This is a genomic window from Pseudomonas sp. SJZ079 (genome assembly GCF_007993865.1).
Classification (GTDB): Bacteria; Pseudomonadota; Gammaproteobacteria; order Pseudomonadales; family Pseudomonadaceae; genus Aquipseudomonas.
In genome coordinates this window covers 68,319-84,394 of sequence record NZ_VIUH01000018.1, presented here as the reverse complement: position 1 = coordinate 84,394, position 16,076 = coordinate 68,319, and the positions used below count along the sequence as shown (strand labels likewise).

The 16,076-nt window shown below is 62.0% G+C and carries 16 protein-coding genes and 2 pseudogenes; 8 read left to right on the top strand and 10 right to left on the bottom strand.

All coding sequences use genetic code 11. The features are described 5' to 3' along the window. Positions 1 to 24: 24 nt before the first annotated feature. The 3 genes from FBY03_RS16295 to FBY03_RS16285 all read right to left on the bottom strand — a co-directional run bounded on the left by FBY03_RS16295 (position 25) and on the right by FBY03_RS16285 (position 1,858). The gene (locus tag FBY03_RS16295) at positions 25 to 318 is read right to left on the bottom strand and encodes a co-chaperone GroES (protein ID WP_131175485.1); all 294 of its coding nucleotides are present in this window, start codon (positions 316 to 318) and stop codon (positions 25 to 27) included. 295 nt (positions 319 to 613) lie between these two features. Continuing rightward, positions 614 to 1,063, bottom strand: coding sequence for an FxsA family protein (locus tag FBY03_RS16290; protein WP_147173412.1), 450 nt, complete (start codon positions 1,061 to 1,063; stop codon positions 614 to 616). A 63-nt stretch (positions 1,064 to 1,126) separates the two neighbouring features. After that, on the bottom strand, positions 1,127 to 1,858 hold the full coding sequence (locus FBY03_RS16285) for a HugZ family protein (RefSeq protein WP_147173411.1): 732 nt from the start codon (positions 1,856 to 1,858) through the stop codon (positions 1,127 to 1,129). Positions 1,859 to 1,961: 103 nt separating this feature from the next. On the opposite strand from FBY03_RS16285, the gene FBY03_RS16280 reads away from it, so the two are divergent. Continuing rightward, positions 1,962 to 2,720: an SDR family oxidoreductase gene (locus FBY03_RS16280; RefSeq protein WP_147173410.1), complete on the top strand. Its 759-nt coding sequence runs from the start codon at positions 1,962 to 1,964 to the stop codon at positions 2,718 to 2,720. 75 nt (positions 2,721 to 2,795) lie between these two features. Here the strand turns inward: FBY03_RS16280 and FBY03_RS16275 are convergent, their stop codons facing one another. Further along, entirely contained in the window at positions 2,796 to 3,800 is a 1,005-nt protein-coding gene (locus FBY03_RS16275; RefSeq protein WP_147173409.1) for a DUF481 domain-containing protein, read from the bottom strand. Between the two features lie 207 nt (positions 3,801 to 4,007). On the opposite strand from FBY03_RS16275, the gene FBY03_RS16270 reads away from it, so the two are divergent. The 3 genes and pseudogenes from FBY03_RS16270 to FBY03_RS23505 form a co-directional block, all read left to right on the top strand. Continuing rightward, positions 4,008 to 4,385 carry an MGMT family protein gene (locus FBY03_RS16270; protein ID WP_147173408.1) on the top strand — a complete coding sequence of 126 codons (378 nt, stop codon included), beginning with the start codon at positions 4,008 to 4,010 and terminating at the stop codon, positions 4,383 to 4,385. 43 nt (positions 4,386 to 4,428) lie between these two features. Then, positions 4,429 to 5,973, top strand: coding sequence for an AmpG family muropeptide MFS transporter (locus tag FBY03_RS16265; protein WP_147173407.1), 1,545 nt, complete (start codon positions 4,429 to 4,431; stop codon positions 5,971 to 5,973). A 448-nt stretch (positions 5,974 to 6,421) separates the two neighbouring features. Beyond that, positions 6,422 to 6,601 (top strand): annotated as a pseudogene (locus tag FBY03_RS23505) (lipopolysaccharide kinase InaA family protein); the annotation flags it as partial. Positions 6,602 to 6,755: 154 nt separating this feature from the next. Here FBY03_RS23505 and FBY03_RS16255 read toward each other — a convergent pair. Then, the gene (locus FBY03_RS16255) at positions 6,756 to 7,583 is read right to left on the bottom strand and encodes a mechanosensitive ion channel family protein (protein ID WP_147173405.1); all 828 of its coding nucleotides are present in this window, start codon (positions 7,581 to 7,583) and stop codon (positions 6,756 to 6,758) included. A 142-nt stretch (positions 7,584 to 7,725) separates the two neighbouring features. Continuing rightward, positions 7,726 to 8,205, bottom strand: coding sequence for a YajQ family cyclic di-GMP-binding protein (locus FBY03_RS16250; RefSeq protein ID WP_147173404.1), 480 nt, complete (start codon positions 8,203 to 8,205; stop codon positions 7,726 to 7,728). 97 nt (positions 8,206 to 8,302) lie between these two features. On the opposite strand from FBY03_RS16250, the pseudogene FBY03_RS16245 reads away from it, so the two are divergent. The 4 genes and pseudogenes from FBY03_RS16245 to FBY03_RS16230 form a co-directional block, all read left to right on the top strand. Continuing rightward, a pseudogene (locus tag FBY03_RS16245) lies at positions 8,303 to 9,322 on the top strand (response regulator); the annotation flags it as partial. 45 nt (positions 9,323 to 9,367) lie between these two features. Then, positions 9,368 to 10,279, top strand: coding sequence for a putative 2-dehydropantoate 2-reductase (locus tag FBY03_RS16240; protein ID WP_147173402.1), 912 nt, complete (start codon positions 9,368 to 9,370; stop codon positions 10,277 to 10,279). A 48-nt stretch (positions 10,280 to 10,327) separates the two neighbouring features. Beyond that, the gene (locus FBY03_RS16235) at positions 10,328 to 12,346 is read left to right on the top strand and encodes an ATP-binding protein (RefSeq protein ID WP_147173401.1); all 2,019 of its coding nucleotides are present in this window, start codon (positions 10,328 to 10,330) and stop codon (positions 12,344 to 12,346) included. 2 nt (positions 12,347 to 12,348) lie between these two features. Further along, on the top strand, positions 12,349 to 12,930 hold the full coding sequence (locus FBY03_RS16230; RefSeq protein WP_147173400.1) for a cob(I)yrinic acid a,c-diamide adenosyltransferase: 582 nt from the start codon (positions 12,349 to 12,351) through the stop codon (positions 12,928 to 12,930). A 48-nt stretch (positions 12,931 to 12,978) separates the two neighbouring features. Here the strand turns inward: FBY03_RS16230 and FBY03_RS16225 are convergent, their stop codons facing one another. From FBY03_RS16225 to FBY03_RS16210, 4 genes are all read right to left on the bottom strand, one after another. Then, positions 12,979 to 13,872: an RluA family pseudouridine synthase gene (locus FBY03_RS16225; RefSeq protein ID WP_147173399.1), complete on the bottom strand. Its 894-nt coding sequence runs from the start codon at positions 13,870 to 13,872 to the stop codon at positions 12,979 to 12,981. A gap of 377 nt (positions 13,873 to 14,249) precedes the next feature. Continuing rightward, positions 14,250 to 14,645 (bottom strand): diacylglycerol kinase, encoded by a 396-nt coding sequence (locus FBY03_RS16220; protein WP_371920787.1) that lies wholly within the window; start codon positions 14,643 to 14,645, stop codon positions 14,250 to 14,252. After that, positions 14,635 to 15,360 carry a lipopolysaccharide kinase InaA family protein gene (locus tag FBY03_RS16215; protein WP_371920784.1) on the bottom strand — a complete coding sequence of 242 codons (726 nt, stop codon included), beginning with the start codon at positions 15,358 to 15,360 and terminating at the stop codon, positions 14,635 to 14,637. Before FBY03_RS16215 ends, FBY03_RS16220 begins: the two co-directional genes overlap by 11 nt. Positions 15,361 to 15,362: 2 nt before the next feature. Then, positions 15,363 to 16,052, bottom strand: a complete 690-nt coding sequence (locus FBY03_RS16210; RefSeq protein WP_147173397.1) for a class I SAM-dependent methyltransferase — start codon at positions 16,050 to 16,052, stop codon at positions 15,363 to 15,365. Positions 16,053 to 16,076: the final 24 nt, after the last annotated feature.

Here is a 16,076-nt window from a genome sequence, read left to right as displayed (position 1 = left end):
CGGTTAAACGGAAATTCGCGGGAATCAGGCTTCGACGACAGCGAGAATTTCGCTTTCGCTCATCACCAGCAGGTCTTCGCCGTCGACCTTGACGGTGTTGCTGCCGGAGTAAGGGCCGAATACCACTTTGTCACCGACCTTGACGGCCAGCGCACGGACTTCGCCGTTGTCCAGCACGCGACCGGTGCCTACAGCGACGATTTCGCCCTGATTCGGCTTCTCGGCAGCGGAACCCGGCAGCACGATGCCGCCTGCGGTTTTGGTTTCTTCTTCGCTGCGACGGATCACGACGCGGTCATGCAGAGGACGAAGCTTCATTGTCGATCTCTCCCAATAGGTTGGTTACATCGGCTGGTGTCTTCACCAGCGGGTTAGCAAAATCCGGCAGTGCCGGTTGCGCTGTGCCAGGCACAACGCTGAAGTCTGTTCTGCCGAGTCCGACAGAAAACCTTGCGGTGACCGCTACATAAGGGCGTACAAGGGGATTTCAAGGGCAAACGGTGAATTTTTTTAGCGACATTGAGCCCCGCTGTCGACTCATTGCCGGCCGTCACCGGGCGCGCTGGCACAACAGCAACCCCCCGAAAGCGAACGGGACTCAAGCAAGCTGCGGCTAGTCGCGACGCTCGTATTCACCTTCCAGTACATTCGGCCGGGTCTGCCCCGAACGTGCGGCCAGATCATCGGCAAAAGCCCGCTGGCGCAGGGCCTGTTCCTGGGCGCGCTGGCGCACCTTGTTGACTAACAAGCGGCGGGTGAAGGGAATCAGACAGAGCACACCGAAGATGTCGCTGATAAAGCCTGGCAACAACAGCAAGCCACCGCCAATCGCAATAAACAGGCCCTCGAGCACCTCCTGCTCCGGCAACTCGCCACGGGCCAGTTTCTCCCGGGCGCGCCACGCGGTGGCGACACCCGCGACCCGCAGGAGCACGCTACCGAGAATCGCCGTGCCTATCACCAGCAGCAGGGTGGGCAGGACGCCAATCGCGCTGCCGACCTTGATCAGCACAGCCAGTTCGATGACGGGGAACAGTAGAAACAACAGCAGGAAAACACGCATCAAAACATCCTTCGCGGAAGAAAGGCTTCCAATAAGAGTGAGATAGGGTGCATTGCGCTTAATTCAAGGCGCAGCACCGCCGCCGGTCGGCCAAGTCTCTGCGCGAGCCAGCTGCACCAAGGCTTGGCGCACCTCGCCAGGACTGTTACAGGATGTTGGAAAGGCCAGCCAGTACAGGCCCTGACCGATACGCAGGTGAAACCCCTCGTGGTCGATGCCCACCAGCCGCGCCGGGACATGGCTCGGCAAGCCCGCCAGCGCGACGTAATGCGCGATGGCGCTGGCGTGGTCAGCATTCATGTGCTCGAGCATGGCCACTTCCGCCTCACCAGCAAAGGCATTGGCCAACGCCACCTGATCCAGCCAGTGAATCGCGCCGAAGCCGCCGATATAGCGCCAACGTACCGGCTCCAGTACCCAGAAATCGAAATCATGGGCACGGTGGTAGTTTTGCGATTCGGGAAAATAGCGGTAATAACGCGCGGCCGCCGCTTCGATAGCGGCCTCGTCACACAATTGTCGTGCTTCGGCGAGCAGAGTGAGACGGCCAACCGCTTGTACGTCCTCGGCATCACGCTCACCGACCAGCAGCGAGCATTTGCCGTCCTGCTTGAGATTATGCGTGTGCTGGGCGATCCGACTGATCAGGATCAGCGGCCAGCCCTGAGCGTCCAGGCAGTAGGGCACCACCGATCCGAAAGGGAAGCCCGGCATGGCTTTCGAGTGGGTGGAGAGCACTCCACGGTATTCCTTGAGTAGCAATTCTCGGGCATGCTTGCCGGCTTTCACGCTCACCTTATGACTCCTCGCAAAGAATCCGTCATAAACGGACAGGCGCCTAGAATAGCGATTTCAGCGCGCCAGCGGGGCAAGACGAACCACATTGAGGGGCTATGCGATGCAACTGCAAGATAAAGTCATCATCATCACCGGCGGCTGCCAGGGTCTGGGTCGCGCCATGGGCGAATACCTGGCGGGCAAAGGCGCCAAACTGGCACTGGTCGACCTGAACCAGGACAAACTCGACGAAGCCGTGGCCGCCTGCAAGGCCCTCGGCGCCGAGGCCCGCGCCTACCTGTGCAACGTCGCCAATGAAGAGCAGGTGACCCACACGGTCGCCCAGATCGCCGAAGACTTCGGCGCCATCAATGGCCTGGTGAACAACGCCGGTATTCTCCGTGATGGCCTGACCATCAAGGTGAAAGATGGCGAGATGAGCAAGATGAGCCTGGCCCAGTGGCAGGCGGTGATCGACGTCAACCTGACCGGCGTGTTCCTCTGCACCCGCGAAGTAGCGGCGAAGATGATCGAACTGAAGAATGAAGGCGCGATCGTCAACATCTCTTCGATCTCCCGCGCCGGCAACATGGGCCAGGCCAACTATTCCGCGGCCAAGGCCGGCGTCGCCGCCGACACCGTGGTCTGGGCCAAAGAACTGGCGCGTTACGGTATTCGCGTCGCCGGCGTAGCGCCGGGTTTTATCGAGACAGAGATGGTCGCCAGCATGAAGCCCGAAGCCCTGGAAAAAATGACCTCCGGCATTCCGCTGCGACGCATGGGCAAGCCGGCCGAGATCGCCCATTCGGTGGCCTATATCCTGGAAAACGACTATTACACGGGCCGTATCCTCGAGCTGGACGGTGGTCTGCGCCTGTAAGCGCGCCACTCGTCCAGAAAAAAGCCCTGCACGAGCAGGGCTTTTTTCTGGCTGCAAACCTGGTGTTCGAGCCTGTTACCAGCCCACGCCAAAACCCAGGCTGTAGTGGGTCTCGTCCAGATCGCCTTCGGAGCCACTGACCAGGTCTTTCTCGGCCTTCATATGCAACGAAGCCCAGTCGGTGACCTTGTAGCGCAGACCGACTTCGGCCTCCAGGGTGTAGTCGGCGACATTGGCCAGTGGTTTGCCGACCTCGCCGGCGCTGAACAGCTCGAAGCTCTTGCCGACCAGGTAACGGTTGTAATCCCACTTCATGCTCAGCGCATAGAAGTTGTCTTTATCGCCATTGGCAAACAGGTAGTCGGTGCGATTGAGCAGACCGGCCACCGAGAAGGCGCCCAGCTCGTTGTCCCAGAACTGGTAACCCGGACCGGTACCCAAGGTGCGCTGACGCCGCAGGTCCTCGATCTGATCGTGCTGGTATTCGGCACGCCCCTGCCAGAACCAGTGCTCATCGAGAAAGCGGTCGAGGGCGTACTCGGCATTCCAATTATCCGTGGCCACCACACCGTCCTGGTACTCGCGGTCGTAGCCGGCCTCGGCATTGTGCCGCCACAGGCCATGCCGCGCCTTGGTCTTGATATCCACGTCGTAGTCGTCGGTATCGTGTTCGGCGCGCTTGTAGTCCAACGCCGCGTCGATATTGCCCTTCCAGGTAAAATCCTCGACTAGCGGCTTGGGCTTCATGATCTGTTGAATGCTGGCAAGCTCGATGGTCCGTGGCGCCTCGCCGTTGGCCAGGATCACCTTGCCCGCCTCGGCGGGCTGCAGCGACTTGGCCACTTCGCCCTTGACCGCGCTTTCCTTGACCAGCAACTTACGGTCACTTTCCAGGGTGGCGATCTCTTTCCAATCCAGGGCAATCGAGCCACCGTATTCGGTCTCCAGCAGCAACTTGCCGCCATCGAAGAATTTGATCTTGCCCGTCAGGCGATCACCGTTTTTCAACCAGACGGTATCGGCCAAGAGAGGGGTGGCGGCCATTGAAAGGGCCAGGCACAGCAGGGTTCTGGAAAACATAAAGGGTCGACAACTGATTAGATGGGCGAAAGGCCGAGCATTATCGGCAAGTCCGGCGCTTGAGCAAGCATTGACCGATAGAATGAGGGCAAGTTCAAGGCATGCGACCAGCAGTACGTCGGCAAAGCGGGTGGGCCATGCCCGCTCGCCGCAGCCCAGTAAGAGGGCTAAGTCCATGGCAACGATAACAACAGGGCACATAGCGCCATGACCCATCGACAAGGGGCGGAGCAGACCGCAACGACCCAACACACCGCCTCGTCTCTGGCCATACGACGCGAGGCCCTGTATAGCGTGCTGGCGCAGGTGCCGGCCGGCAAGGTGGTCAGCTACGGGCAGCTCGCCGAGCTGGCGGGACTCGGTCGCGCTGCGCGCTGGGTCGGGCGTACCCTCAGCCAGTTGCCGCAGGACACCACGCTGCCCTGGCACCGGGTGATAGCGGCGAGCGGCCACCTGAGTTTGCCGGCGGGCAGTGCCTCCGGCGCCGAACAACGCGCCCGCCTGCGGACAGAGGGAGTGCTAATCGACGAAGAGCGGGTGGATATCCGCCGGCATGGCTGGCGCCCGATGGAGTACAGCGGTTAGAGTGCGGCCTTTGTTCCGTAATCCGTAGGCAGATACCCGCTCAATGCCCCGTAAAAGCTGGCGCGATGCCATCGCCGCCTACTCCAGCCCTGCCACCCTGGCGCTCCTGATACTCGGGTTCGCCGCAGGCCTGCCCTATATGCTGGTGTTCTCGACGCTCTCGGTGTGGTTGCGCGAGGCTGGCGTGGCGCGCGAGACCATTGGCTTCGCCAGCCTGATTGGCCTGGCCTATGCGTTCAAATGGGTCTGGTCGCCCTTGCTCGACCAGTGGCGCCTGCCCCTGCTCGGCAAACTCGGCCGTCGACGCTCCTGGCTGGTGCTGGCCCAGGTACTGATTGCCATCGGGCTGGCCGGCATGGCGCTGTGCGACCCACAAACCCACCTGACCTGGCTGATCGCCCTGGCGGTATTGGTGGCGTTTGCTTCGGCCACCCAAGACATCGCCGTCGATGCCTATCGCCTGGAAATCGTCGAGGAAACCCGCCAGGCGGCGCTGGCTGCCAGCTATATGGCCGGTTATCGCATCGCGGCGCTGCTGGCCACTGCCGGCGCGTTGTATTTCGCCGAGGGTTTCGGCTCCACCGTGCAACTCTATCAACACAGCGCCTGGGCCGGCACTTACCTGGTGTTCGCCCTGCTGATGCTGCCAGGCCTGCTGACCAGCCTGTGGATGCGCGAACCGCCGGTGCCCCTGCAAACCCAGCTGGCCGCTGCGCGCTACGGCTTCAGCCATCAAATCGTTTCGGTGTTGGTGCTGATTGTTCTACTGGTCTCGGTACCGGCGATGTTCACCCAGCTGTACTACACCGATTTCGCCAGCCTGGTGCGCGGCGAAGCCAGTTTGCTCGACCTGTTGCTGGAGGATCGCGCCTTCCTGCGCGCCCTGCTCTACACCATTCTCACCAGCCTGTGCCTGTCCACCATGGGCCGGCGCGGCTTGGCGCCGGTACTGACGCCGATCAACGACTTCATCCTGCGCTACCGCTGGCAAGCCCTGCTGCTGCTCGGCCTGATTGCCACCTACCGCATGTCGGACACGGTGATGGGGGTGATGGCCAACGTGTTCTATATCGACCAAGGCTTCACCAAGGACCAGATCGCCAGCGTCAGCAAGCTGTTCGGCTTGGTCATGACCCTGCTCGGCGCCGGGATTGGCGGCCTGTTGATCGTGCGCTTCGGCATCTTGCCGATCCTGTTCATCGGCGGCGTGGCCTCGGCGGCGACCAACTTGTTGTTCCTCATGCTGGCGGGCATGGGCGCGGACTTGCAGATGTTGATCCTCACCATCAGTGCCGACAACTTCAGTGCCGGCCTGGCCACGGCGGCGTTCGTCGCCTACCTGTCGAGCCTGACCAACCTGAAGTTTTCTGCGACCCAGTACGCCCTGCTCAGCTCGATCATGCTCCTGCTGCCGCGGCTGATCGGCGGTTACTCCGGGGTCATGGTGGAAAAGCTCGGCTATGCCCAGTTCTTCCTCATCACCGCCCTGTTGGGGGTACCGACCCTGGTGCTGATCGCCTTGCAGTGGAAACGCGAAGGCCCGCAGACCAATGGCTCGACGTCAGCCACCCCGCCCGAGCAGGCGTAGCACTCTTCGCCGCCTGCCAGTTGGCTGAGCGACTACCACCCTGGGTTGGACGACTCAAACCTGCGCATTCTGCATGCAGAGCGCAGTCCCTCATCGGCTGCTGCCAGCCAGGTAACCGGCAGCCGGAGTCGTCAAGCGTTTTACCCCCAGAGCCCCTGAACCAAGGCTGCACGAGCGATTCGCGGGCACGCTGCCGGCCTTCGTCAGAGTGAGGAAGGGTCCCCGGCGCGGCGCAAGACGGTAACTTTTGTTATCCAGGCCTCTGCACACGCCAAGCCGATGCGGGAGTTCCCGAGATCGTCTATTGCGCGGCCGGACAAGGCCCCGAGGTTGGTGGGGGGTTACTGATCACCGCCCTGGACGGTTTCCAACAGCTCGACGACTGGTATGCCCAGGGGGACGCGAGCGCCATGGTGAGCAACTGCACCAGCGCCTGCTGCAAGAAGTCGTGGGCAACCTCGCACGCCTGCATCTAGCGCGCTGGCGGCACAGCGGCCTCTACTTCAAGCACAGCTACGTACGGGTCAGGGCAAAGGGTGAAACGGCGCAGATCGCCGTGGCACCACTCGACCTGGAGAAGTGCCGCCGCCCCCTCACACGCACCCAGGCCGCCTTGCACGACCTTCACCAACCAAGACGCCACTCGCCGTGGAATGAAGCGCACTGGCAATGCCTGCTGGACACCTATCGGGCCACCTGCGGGAGCGCTAGTAAGGGCTATCCCCTGAACGGAATGTACGGCCAAGCGCCATTACAAGCGCTTCGCCGCACCCTCTTGCTCCTCAGCTGGCCTGCACCAGATGCACCACTCGCTGCGGGAACGGAATGCCGATGCCAGCTTCGTCCAGACGCTCCTTGGCCAACTCGGTGAACTCGAAGGTCACCGGCCAGAAATCCGCCGTGGCCACCCAGACCCGCAGCGACAGGTCGACTGAACTCTCGCCCAAGCCCACCACAAACACCACCGGCGCCGGGTCTTTGAGCACCCGCGGGTCCTCGGCGATCTTCAGCAATACCTCACGCGCCTGTTTTATGTCGCTGGAGTAGTCGATGCCCAGTTTGATCTCCGCACGACGCTTGGGCTCACGCGAATAGTTGGTGATATGGCCGTTGGACAGGCTGCCATTGGGCACGATCACTACTTTGTTGTCTGCGGTCTTCAGCGTGGTATGAAAGATATGGATGCTGTCCACAGCGCCCGACACGCCTTGCGCCTCGATCCAGTCGCCCGCACGAAACGGGCGGAACATCATGATCAGCACTCCACCGGCAAAATTCGCCAGGCTGCCTTGCAGCGCCAGGCCAATTGCCAGACCGGCGGCACCGATGACGGCGATAAAGGAGGTGGTCTCCACGCCGATCATCGAGGCCACGCTGACCAGCAGCAGCACCTTGAGGACGATGCTGGCCAGGCTGCCGATAAAACTGTGCAGGGCGCGATCGACGTTACGCGTGTCCAACAAAACGCCGACTTTGCGGGTCAGTGCATTGATCAACCACCAGCCGACCAGCAAGGTGAGCAGGGCCAGAGTCAGCTTGCCACTGTAGTTCAACACTACCGGTAGCCAGGTCTCCGACATCTTCGCCAGTTGCTCGACATTCATTTCCATCAGACGCTCCTTTTCAACGCTTTTTAGCCAACAAGCGTGTTCCAACACATAAAATGCAACCGCCATGGCAAGCCATGGCGGTCAAATTGCTATCACAGCCGCTACGGCGCCAATCCGCCGCATGAATTCACTATCTCGCGGATCAATCGCGAAAATTGTTGTACTGCAGCGGCATACCGAATTCCTTGGCACGCAGGGCGGCGATTGCCTCTTGCAGGTCATCGCGCTTCTTGCCGGTAATGCGCACCTGCTCACCTTGAATCGCAGCCTGGACCTTGAGCTTGCAGTCCTTGATGTGGGCGACGATCTTCTTCGCCAGCTCCTTGTCGATGCCTTCTCGGAGGGTCACCTCCTGCTTGACCACCTTACCGGAGGCGTAGGCATCCTTGGTTTCCAGGCACTGACTGTCGATCTTGCGCTTGATCAGGTTACTGCGCAGTATCTCGAGCATCTGCTCGAGCATGAAGTCCGCTTCGGCGGTCAAGGTGACGGTCAGGTCCTTGTGCTCCAGGCTGCATTTGCCGCGCAGGTCAAAACGACGTTCCAATTCCTTGACGGCATTGTCCATGGCATTGGTGAGTTCGTGCTTGTCCAGCTCGGACACCACGTCGAACGAGGGCATGGGCTTCCTCCTGATAGACGGCGCAACCCAAGTCACAGATGGGGCGCGCCAGGCTTGTTGATGATTAAAATGCGCGGTCATTATATAACCGTAGCGACAGACACTGCCCGGGCATGTTCCGGCCCCTTTTTTTAGCCCAGCGAGCCTGCCCATGCCAAACCCCCATCTCAGTATCCTGGTGGTGGACGACGCCAAGTTCTCCAGCGCGATGATTGGCCGGGCCTTGAGTCAAGCCGGCTATCAGGATCTGCGCTTCGCCAACAGCGCCGCAGAAGCCATCAAACTACTCGAACAACGCCCCGCCAGCGTATTGTTGGCGGACTGGCTGATGCCGGAGATGGATGGCCTGGAACTGACCGGCCGGGTGCGTCAGCTGGACGAGATGACCGATCACTACACCTACGTCATATTGTTAACCGGCAAAGAAGGCGATCGCGTCATGGCCGAAGCCTTCGACCGCGGTGTCGATGACTTCATCAGCAAGGCGGCCATGCACGAACAGCTGGTGCCGCGGGTGTATGCCGCCGACCGACTGTGCAACACCTTGCAGCGCCTGCTCCATGAAAACCACCTGTTGACCGAAAACATCGCCAGCCTGGAGCAACGCAACCTGGTCGACCCACTGACCGGCCTGGGCAACCTGCGCTACCTGCAGCAAAAACTGCTCGACAGCCTGCGCCAGGTCGAGTCACGCGGCGGCGCGCTGTGTTACCTGTTGATCGGCTTACACAATGCCGGCGAGCTGCAGCAGAAACACGGCAATAACTTTTATAACGAGTTACTGCATGGCGTTGCCCGCCGCTTGCAGCAGCTGGTGCGGCCACTGGACGTACTGGTACGCCTGAACGACCACCACTTCGCCCTGATCACCCTTATCGAAGACCTGCACGAGTGTTCGCCCAGCAGCTTCAAACGCCTGCACGACGGGCTGAACCTCAAGGCATTCAAAACCAGTGAAGGCTTCATCAATCTCAAGGCCGGTATCAGCCTGGTGGGTCTCGACGCCAAAGCCCTGCCCATCGACCCGGAAAGCCTGATCGGTCATGCTGCCAAGCTGTTACCCGAGTCTTACGCCAGCGAGCGGGTCACCGCCATGCGCCTGCCGCTGGCGAAATAAATAGCAACCGGAACGCCTCATGCGACTGATTCAAAGCGCACAACGATGAGCTGGCACATTCTCGGCGCCGGCAGCCTGGGCAGCCTGTGGGCCGTCCGCTTGGCCCGCAGCGGCCTGCCGGTACAACTGATCCTGCGTGACCAGAGTCGCCTTGAGGCGTATCACCGCGCCGGCGGTTTGACCCTGGTCGAGCAGGGACGCCCCCAACTCCACCCAATCGCCGCGCAAACGGCCGACCATCCCGCGCCGATTCAGCGCCTGCTATTAGCCTGCAAAGCTTATGACGCCGAAGCGGCCGTTGCCCGCCTGGCGCCGCGCCTGACCGCCGATGCCGAGCTGATCCTCCTGCAAAACGGCCTGGGCAGCCAGGCGGCGGTGGCCGCCCAAGTTCCTCAGGCTCGCTGCATTCTTGCCAGCAGCACCGAAGGTGCTTTCCGTGAAGATGACTTTCGCGTGGTGTTCGCCGGCCATGGCCACACCTGGCTCGGCGACCCGCTCGACCTCAGCCCGCCCAGTTGGCTGGACGATCTCGAGCGCAGTGGCATCGTGCATGACTGGAGCCTGGATATCCTCAGCCGGCTGTGGCGCAAACTGGCCTTGAACTGCGCGATCAACCCATTGACCGTGCTGCACGACTGCCGCAATGGCGGCCTGAGCGAGCATCCAGCGGAAATCACCACGCTCTGCGCCGAACTGGGCGAACTGCTTGAAACCTGTGGTCAACCGGCTGCCGCCGCGGATCTACATGACGAAGTGCTGCGCGTGATCCAAGCCACCGCTGCGAACTACTCCTCGATGCATCAGGATGTGCGGCAAGGTCGCCGTACCGAGATCGCCTACCTGCTCGGCCACGCCTGCGCCGCGGCCCAACGCCATGGGCTGGCGTTACCGCACCTGCGCGCGCTGCATACGCGGCTGGTCAAGCACCTGAACGCACACGGATTGCCCAGCCAATAAGCCGCGCGTTACCCTGCTCGCACTTCCGCCATAGCGACGTACCTACCCATGCTTCTGCGTCAGCGCCTCGAAAACCTGCCCGTCGGGCGCAAGCTGCTCGCCGCCCTGTTGGTCCTGCTGATGGCGGTACTACTGGTCGCCAACCTGGCGTTTATCAGCGCGGCCTACTGGATCTCTCAAGAGAGCATGGCGCCGCAAGCCTTGCACACCCTCGGCCGGCTGATCGCCAGCCCGCCCCTGAGCCATGAGGCGCTGAGTTCGGCGAGCGCCGCCGAAGGCCTGCTCAAACGCCTGGATGATTATGCACCGCTGCGCGCAGCGGTGATCTACGGCAGCGACGGCGCCAGCCTGGCGCAGCTGCAACGCGGCGAGGAGCTGCGCTTGCCGCTGCGCGTCGAGCAGCTGGACTCCTGGCGCTACAGTGAATTTCGCACCAACCTGCTGGTCGAACTGCCGCAGCCCGGCACTCGTCCTGGACACTTGTTGCTGGTGGCCTCGGGCGAGCTGCCTGGCGCCTTCTACACTGGCACCCTGACCGCCAGCGGGGCAATTCTGTTCGTCAGCATCCTGCTGTGGTTTACCGTCGCGCGCCAGATCCGCCGCCTGGTGACCAAACCGATCCGCCGACTGGAAGAGCTGTCGCGCCAGGTCACCCGCGAAGAGAACTACGCCCTGCGCGCCGGCCGCGGCAATCAGGACGAGATCGGCAGCCTGGCCGATGCGTTCAACACCATGCTGATGCGCATCGAGGCGCGCGAGCAGCAACTCAAGCGCGCCCGCGACGATGCTCAGGAGGCCTTCGACCAAGCGCAGAACCTGGCCGAGGAAACCCGTCACTCCAACCGCAAACTGGAGCTGGAAGTCCAGGTACGCAGCAAGATCGAAAAGAAGCTCACCGGGTTCCAGAACTACCTCAACAGCATCATCGACTCCATGCCCTCGGCGCTGATTGCCCTCGACGAGCAGCTCTACGTGACGCAATGGAACCAGGCCGCCAGCGCCCTCTCCGGTACCCGATTGGACGAAGCGCTGAACCAGCCGGTGTTTCTCGCCTTCCCGCCACTGAAAGCCTTTCTCGCGCAACTCAAGCACTGTGTCGAACAGCACAAGGTCGAGGAAGTCGAACGGGTGACCTGGAGCAAGGGCGAAGAGTCGCGCCACTATGCGCTGACCTTCTACCCCTTGATGGGCGGCACTGGGCGCGGCGTGGTGATCCGTATCGACGACATCACCCAGCGTCTGAGCCTGGAGGAAATGATGGTGCAGTCGGAAAAGATGCTCTCGGTCGGCGGCCTCGCCGCCGGCATGGCCCACGAGATCAACAACCCGCTCGGTGCCATCTTGCATAACGTGCAGAACATCCGCCGTCGCCTGTCGCCGGAGTTGGCGAAGAACCAGCAACATGCCGAGCAGATCGGCGTGAGCCTGGAGGCCATCGACCGCTACCTCAACGCTCGGGAAGTGCCCCACCTGCTCGACGGAATCCAGCAGGCCGGCACTCGCGCGGCGAAGATCGTCAGCCATATGCTCAGTTTCAGCCGCCTGAGCAACCGCCAGCTGGCGCCCTGCCAACTGCCGGCGCTGATCGATCAGGCACTGGAAATCGCCAGTAACGACTTCGACCTGACGGAAAGTTTCGACTTCAAGAGCCTGATCATCCAGCGTGAGTTCGACCCCAAGCTCGGCCCCGTCCCGGGTATTGCCAACGAACTGGAACAAGTACTGCTCAACCTGCTGAAAAACGCCGCCCAGGCGATTCACCAGCGCGAGGACGACAACCAGCCCGGGCAGATAACCCTGCGCACCAAGCTGGCGCCACCCTGGGTGGAGGTGCAGGTGGAAGACAACGGTATCGGCATGCCCGAGTCGGTACGTAAACGCATCTTCGAACCCTTCTTCACCACCAAGGAAGTCGGCGAAGGCACCGGGCTGGGTCTGTCGGTGTCTTACTTCATCATCACCAACAACCACAAAGGGCAAATGGAAGTGCAGTCCAAGCCGGGCCAGGGCACGTGTTTCACCCTACGCCTGCCGCTGCCTGCGGCCCCTACACATTCAGGTCTGTAAATATGGGTTATCGACTGTCAAAGATCTACACGCGCACCGGCGACAAGGGTGAAACCGGCTTGGCCGATGGTCGGCGGGTCAGCAAGGATCATCCGCGCGTGGAGGCCATGGGCGAAGTCGACACGCTGAACAGCCAGCTCGGCCTGCTATTGGCCGAGCTGGCTGTGCAGGCGTTGCAGCAGCCCGCGCTGAGCGAAATCAGCGAGGTGCTCGCACCCTGTCAGCATCGCCTGTTCGACCTCGGTGGCGAGCTGGCGATGCCGGACTACCAGGCGCTGCATGAGGATGAAGTCGAACGCCTGGAGGCGGCTATCGATCGGTGGAACGAAGAGCTCGGCCCGCTGGAAAACTTCATCCTGCCCGGCGGCTCCCGCCTGATTGCCCAAGCCCATGTATGCCGAAGCCTGGCACGCACAGCGGAACGGCGTTGCCAGCAGCTGAATGCCGCGGAGCCTATCCGCGCCGTCGGACTGGCCTACGTCAACCGGCTGTCCGATCTGCTGTTCGTCGCCGCACGCCTGATCGCCCGCCGCCAGCAGATCGCCGAAGTGCTCTGGCAGGCGGCGCCGAAACAGCCGGGTTAGCCTCGAGGCGCGTGTAAAAGTTCGCCGCCCGGCGTCCCAGCGAAACGCTCAGAGCAGACTCAGGCGACTCTCGAAGCGCCGTTGCTCGCCACTCAGCGGGTCGCTAAACGCCAACGCCTGGGCCAGCAGCTTGAGCGGCCGGGTGTAATCGTCCACGGCGTCCGCCGCGTCGCTGACCTCGGGATAGAACGGATCGTTGCAGATCGGCGCCCCCAGGGCGGCCAGGTGCACGCGCAATTGATGCTTCTTGCCGGTGACCGGGTACAGCGCATAGCGCCACAGCTCGCCGAGCCGCTCGGCGACCTCGATGCGGGTTTCCGTGTTCGCCTCGCCCGCGGCCTCCTGCATGCGGAAGAACGGCTCGCCCGCGACCAGCCGCGTGGCCCGCAGCAATGGGAACTCGACCCCCGGCAGGGCCGGCGCCAGGGCTTCGTAGCGTTTGACCATCTGCCGTTGACGAAACAGCGCCTGATACTGGCCGCGGCTCTGTGGGTTGGTCGAGAACAGCACCAGGCCGGCGGTATGCCGGTCGATACGGTGCAGCGGCACCAGATCGGCATTGCCCAGGCGCTTGACCAGGCGCGCCTGCAGGGTCTGCTCGACGTATTCGCCGGCCGGCATCACCGGCAAGAAATGCGGTTTGTCGGCCACCAGCAGATGCTCGTCGACATGCAGGATCGATTCGACGAAGGGAATCGGAGTCTCCGCCGCCACTTCGCGAAAATAGTGCACGCGCAGCCCGGCCCTATAGACATGCTGCGGTCCAAGCGGCACGCCGTCGGCATCCAGTACCTTGCCGCGCGTCATACGCTGCAGCCACACCTCGCGGCCGATTGCCGGAAAATGCGCGGCCAGGCAATCGAGCACGGTAGTCCACTGGCCTGGCGGCAGATGCAGAGTACTCGGTCGCATATTGGACGGGGAACGGGCCTGCACGGACATGACGACACTCGATGGACACGGCGAGCGCCCATTAGGCCGCAGCCACATTGCTGTCGTCAAAGGTGCAGCGCACCTGCCCCCCGGATGAACAGCCTACGCAGAGATCGCAGCTAGGGTCTGTTGCCGTTTCATTCGCGGCCGCGCCGTAGCCTGTTTTTGCGCGAGGCAAGGCACGAGGAGCGCGGTTTGGTTGTTCCAAATGAGCGACGAGAAACGCCGCATCGCGCAAAAACAGGCCCGGCCCTTCGGGTTGCGCGGGAAATGGCCCCCGCTGTTGTTGCAGGACTTGGCAAGGGAATGACCATTACCTGCGTCCTGCGCCTAATCGGGGGCCATTTCTCGCGGCAACGCGGCTCGCAATGAAACGGCAACAGACCCTAGAGCAGAATCACCGCCCAGACCAGGCCAATCAACAGCAACGCGACCAGCTGTGCCGCACTGCCCTGATCCTTCGCCTGCTTCGACAACGGGTGCAGCGCCAGCGAAATACGGTCGACCGTGGCTTCGATCGCCGAGTTGAGCAGTTCGACAATCAGCGCCAGCAGGCAGACCGCGATCATTAGCGCGCGCTCGGCCCGGCTGACATCCAGACTGAACGCCAGCGGAACCAGCAGCATGTTCAACGCCACCAGCTGACGAAAGGCCGCCTCGCCACGAAACGCAGCCTGCAGGCCCGCCCACGAGTAACTGGCAGCATTGAGGATGCGTCGCCAACCGCTTTTACCTTTTAACGCGCTAGCCTCAAGCGGCATGGTCAGTGGTTCAGAGTTCATCATGGCGGTATGGCTCCACGGCCCGGATATAACAGTTGTACGCGTTTATCAACAATTGCCAGTCGCCCTCGGGCATCGCCCCTTTGTGGCGATACAACTGCTGCAAGTCCTGCTGCGATGCCGTGGCAGTGAGCAGCCGACGACGACTCTTCTCCAAATCGAGCAACGCCACCTCAGCCCAGTCGCCGTCCGCTGTCTGGTGGCGCTTGATAAAGATGTGCTTGGAGTACAGGCAACCATGCTGCCAGGCGGCCCGATGCAGGCGACTGAGCATGATCGACAGCTGTTGCAACATATCCCGATTGAGCTCACCGCCATCGCGTTGCGGCTCGCCGCTGGCATACCACTGATCCAGATTGACGAACCCCTCCAGTGCTTCGGTGACCAACAGTGCCCGCCATTGCCCGGCCTCCTTTTGCGCACCGCAATAAACCAGGTGCGGGACGCGGATACCGAGCTTGCTCAGGGCCTGCAGCGCATGCAGCTCACGCAACACCGTGGGTCGTCCCAAGGGGTGGCGCCAGGAGCGATAGAGATGCCCGACCTGGCGCTTGATATACAGCAGCTTGTGGTTTTTATCGCGCACCCTCTGCACACCGCTCTCGCCCGCACGACGTTGATTAGGTGCCTCGACCCACTCGCCCCGGGTTTGCCACCAGCGCTCGAACGTCGTCGGGCTGTGCTCGCCCTGCCTTGCCGCGATCAGACTGCCCATGTTCAACCTCTCTTGCGCAGTACATAGACCCGCCACATAGCGTAACCCGGCAAAAAATCGTGGCGACTGAGAATCTCGAAACCCACCTGTTTGAACTCGGTTTCGATGACGTCCCTAGCAATGATGAAGCGGTTCTGGTTCTCCGCCGCGCCCCTCGCGGCTGCCCGCCGGGCCTCCAGGCGCCGACGTTTCCAGGCCTTGAAATTGCCGTCGACCCACAAGGACACAATCAGCGTATCGCGCGTCACCCGGTAAAACTCGCGCAGCATGGCCAGGCGATATTCGGGATCGGCGATATGGTGCAGCAGACGCATGCAGAAGATGCTGTCGACCGCATTTTCCGTCAGGTCGATAGCGAAGGCCGAGGTTTGGAACGTCTTCACCCGGGCCACGACATCCGCAGGTTGCCTGGTCATGGCAATGGTCAGCATGTCGCGCGAATTGTCCGCGGCGAGGATCACCCGGTTCGGCCGTTCGGCCAACAGCGGCCAGAAACGCCCGGCGCCGCAGGGCAGGTCAAGCACCAGATTGGGCTCGCCTGCCCGTTTCAGAGCCCGTCGGGCCAGCTGCACGTCACGCCAATGGGACAACCGCCGCGCCAAACCGTCCTGATGCTTGTGCAAATACTGCTGGGCATGCTCGCGGTCATATTTGCGCGAAAACTCAAGCTCAATGGGCTTGTTGGTCGACATTACAACCTGCTCCGATAGGGAATC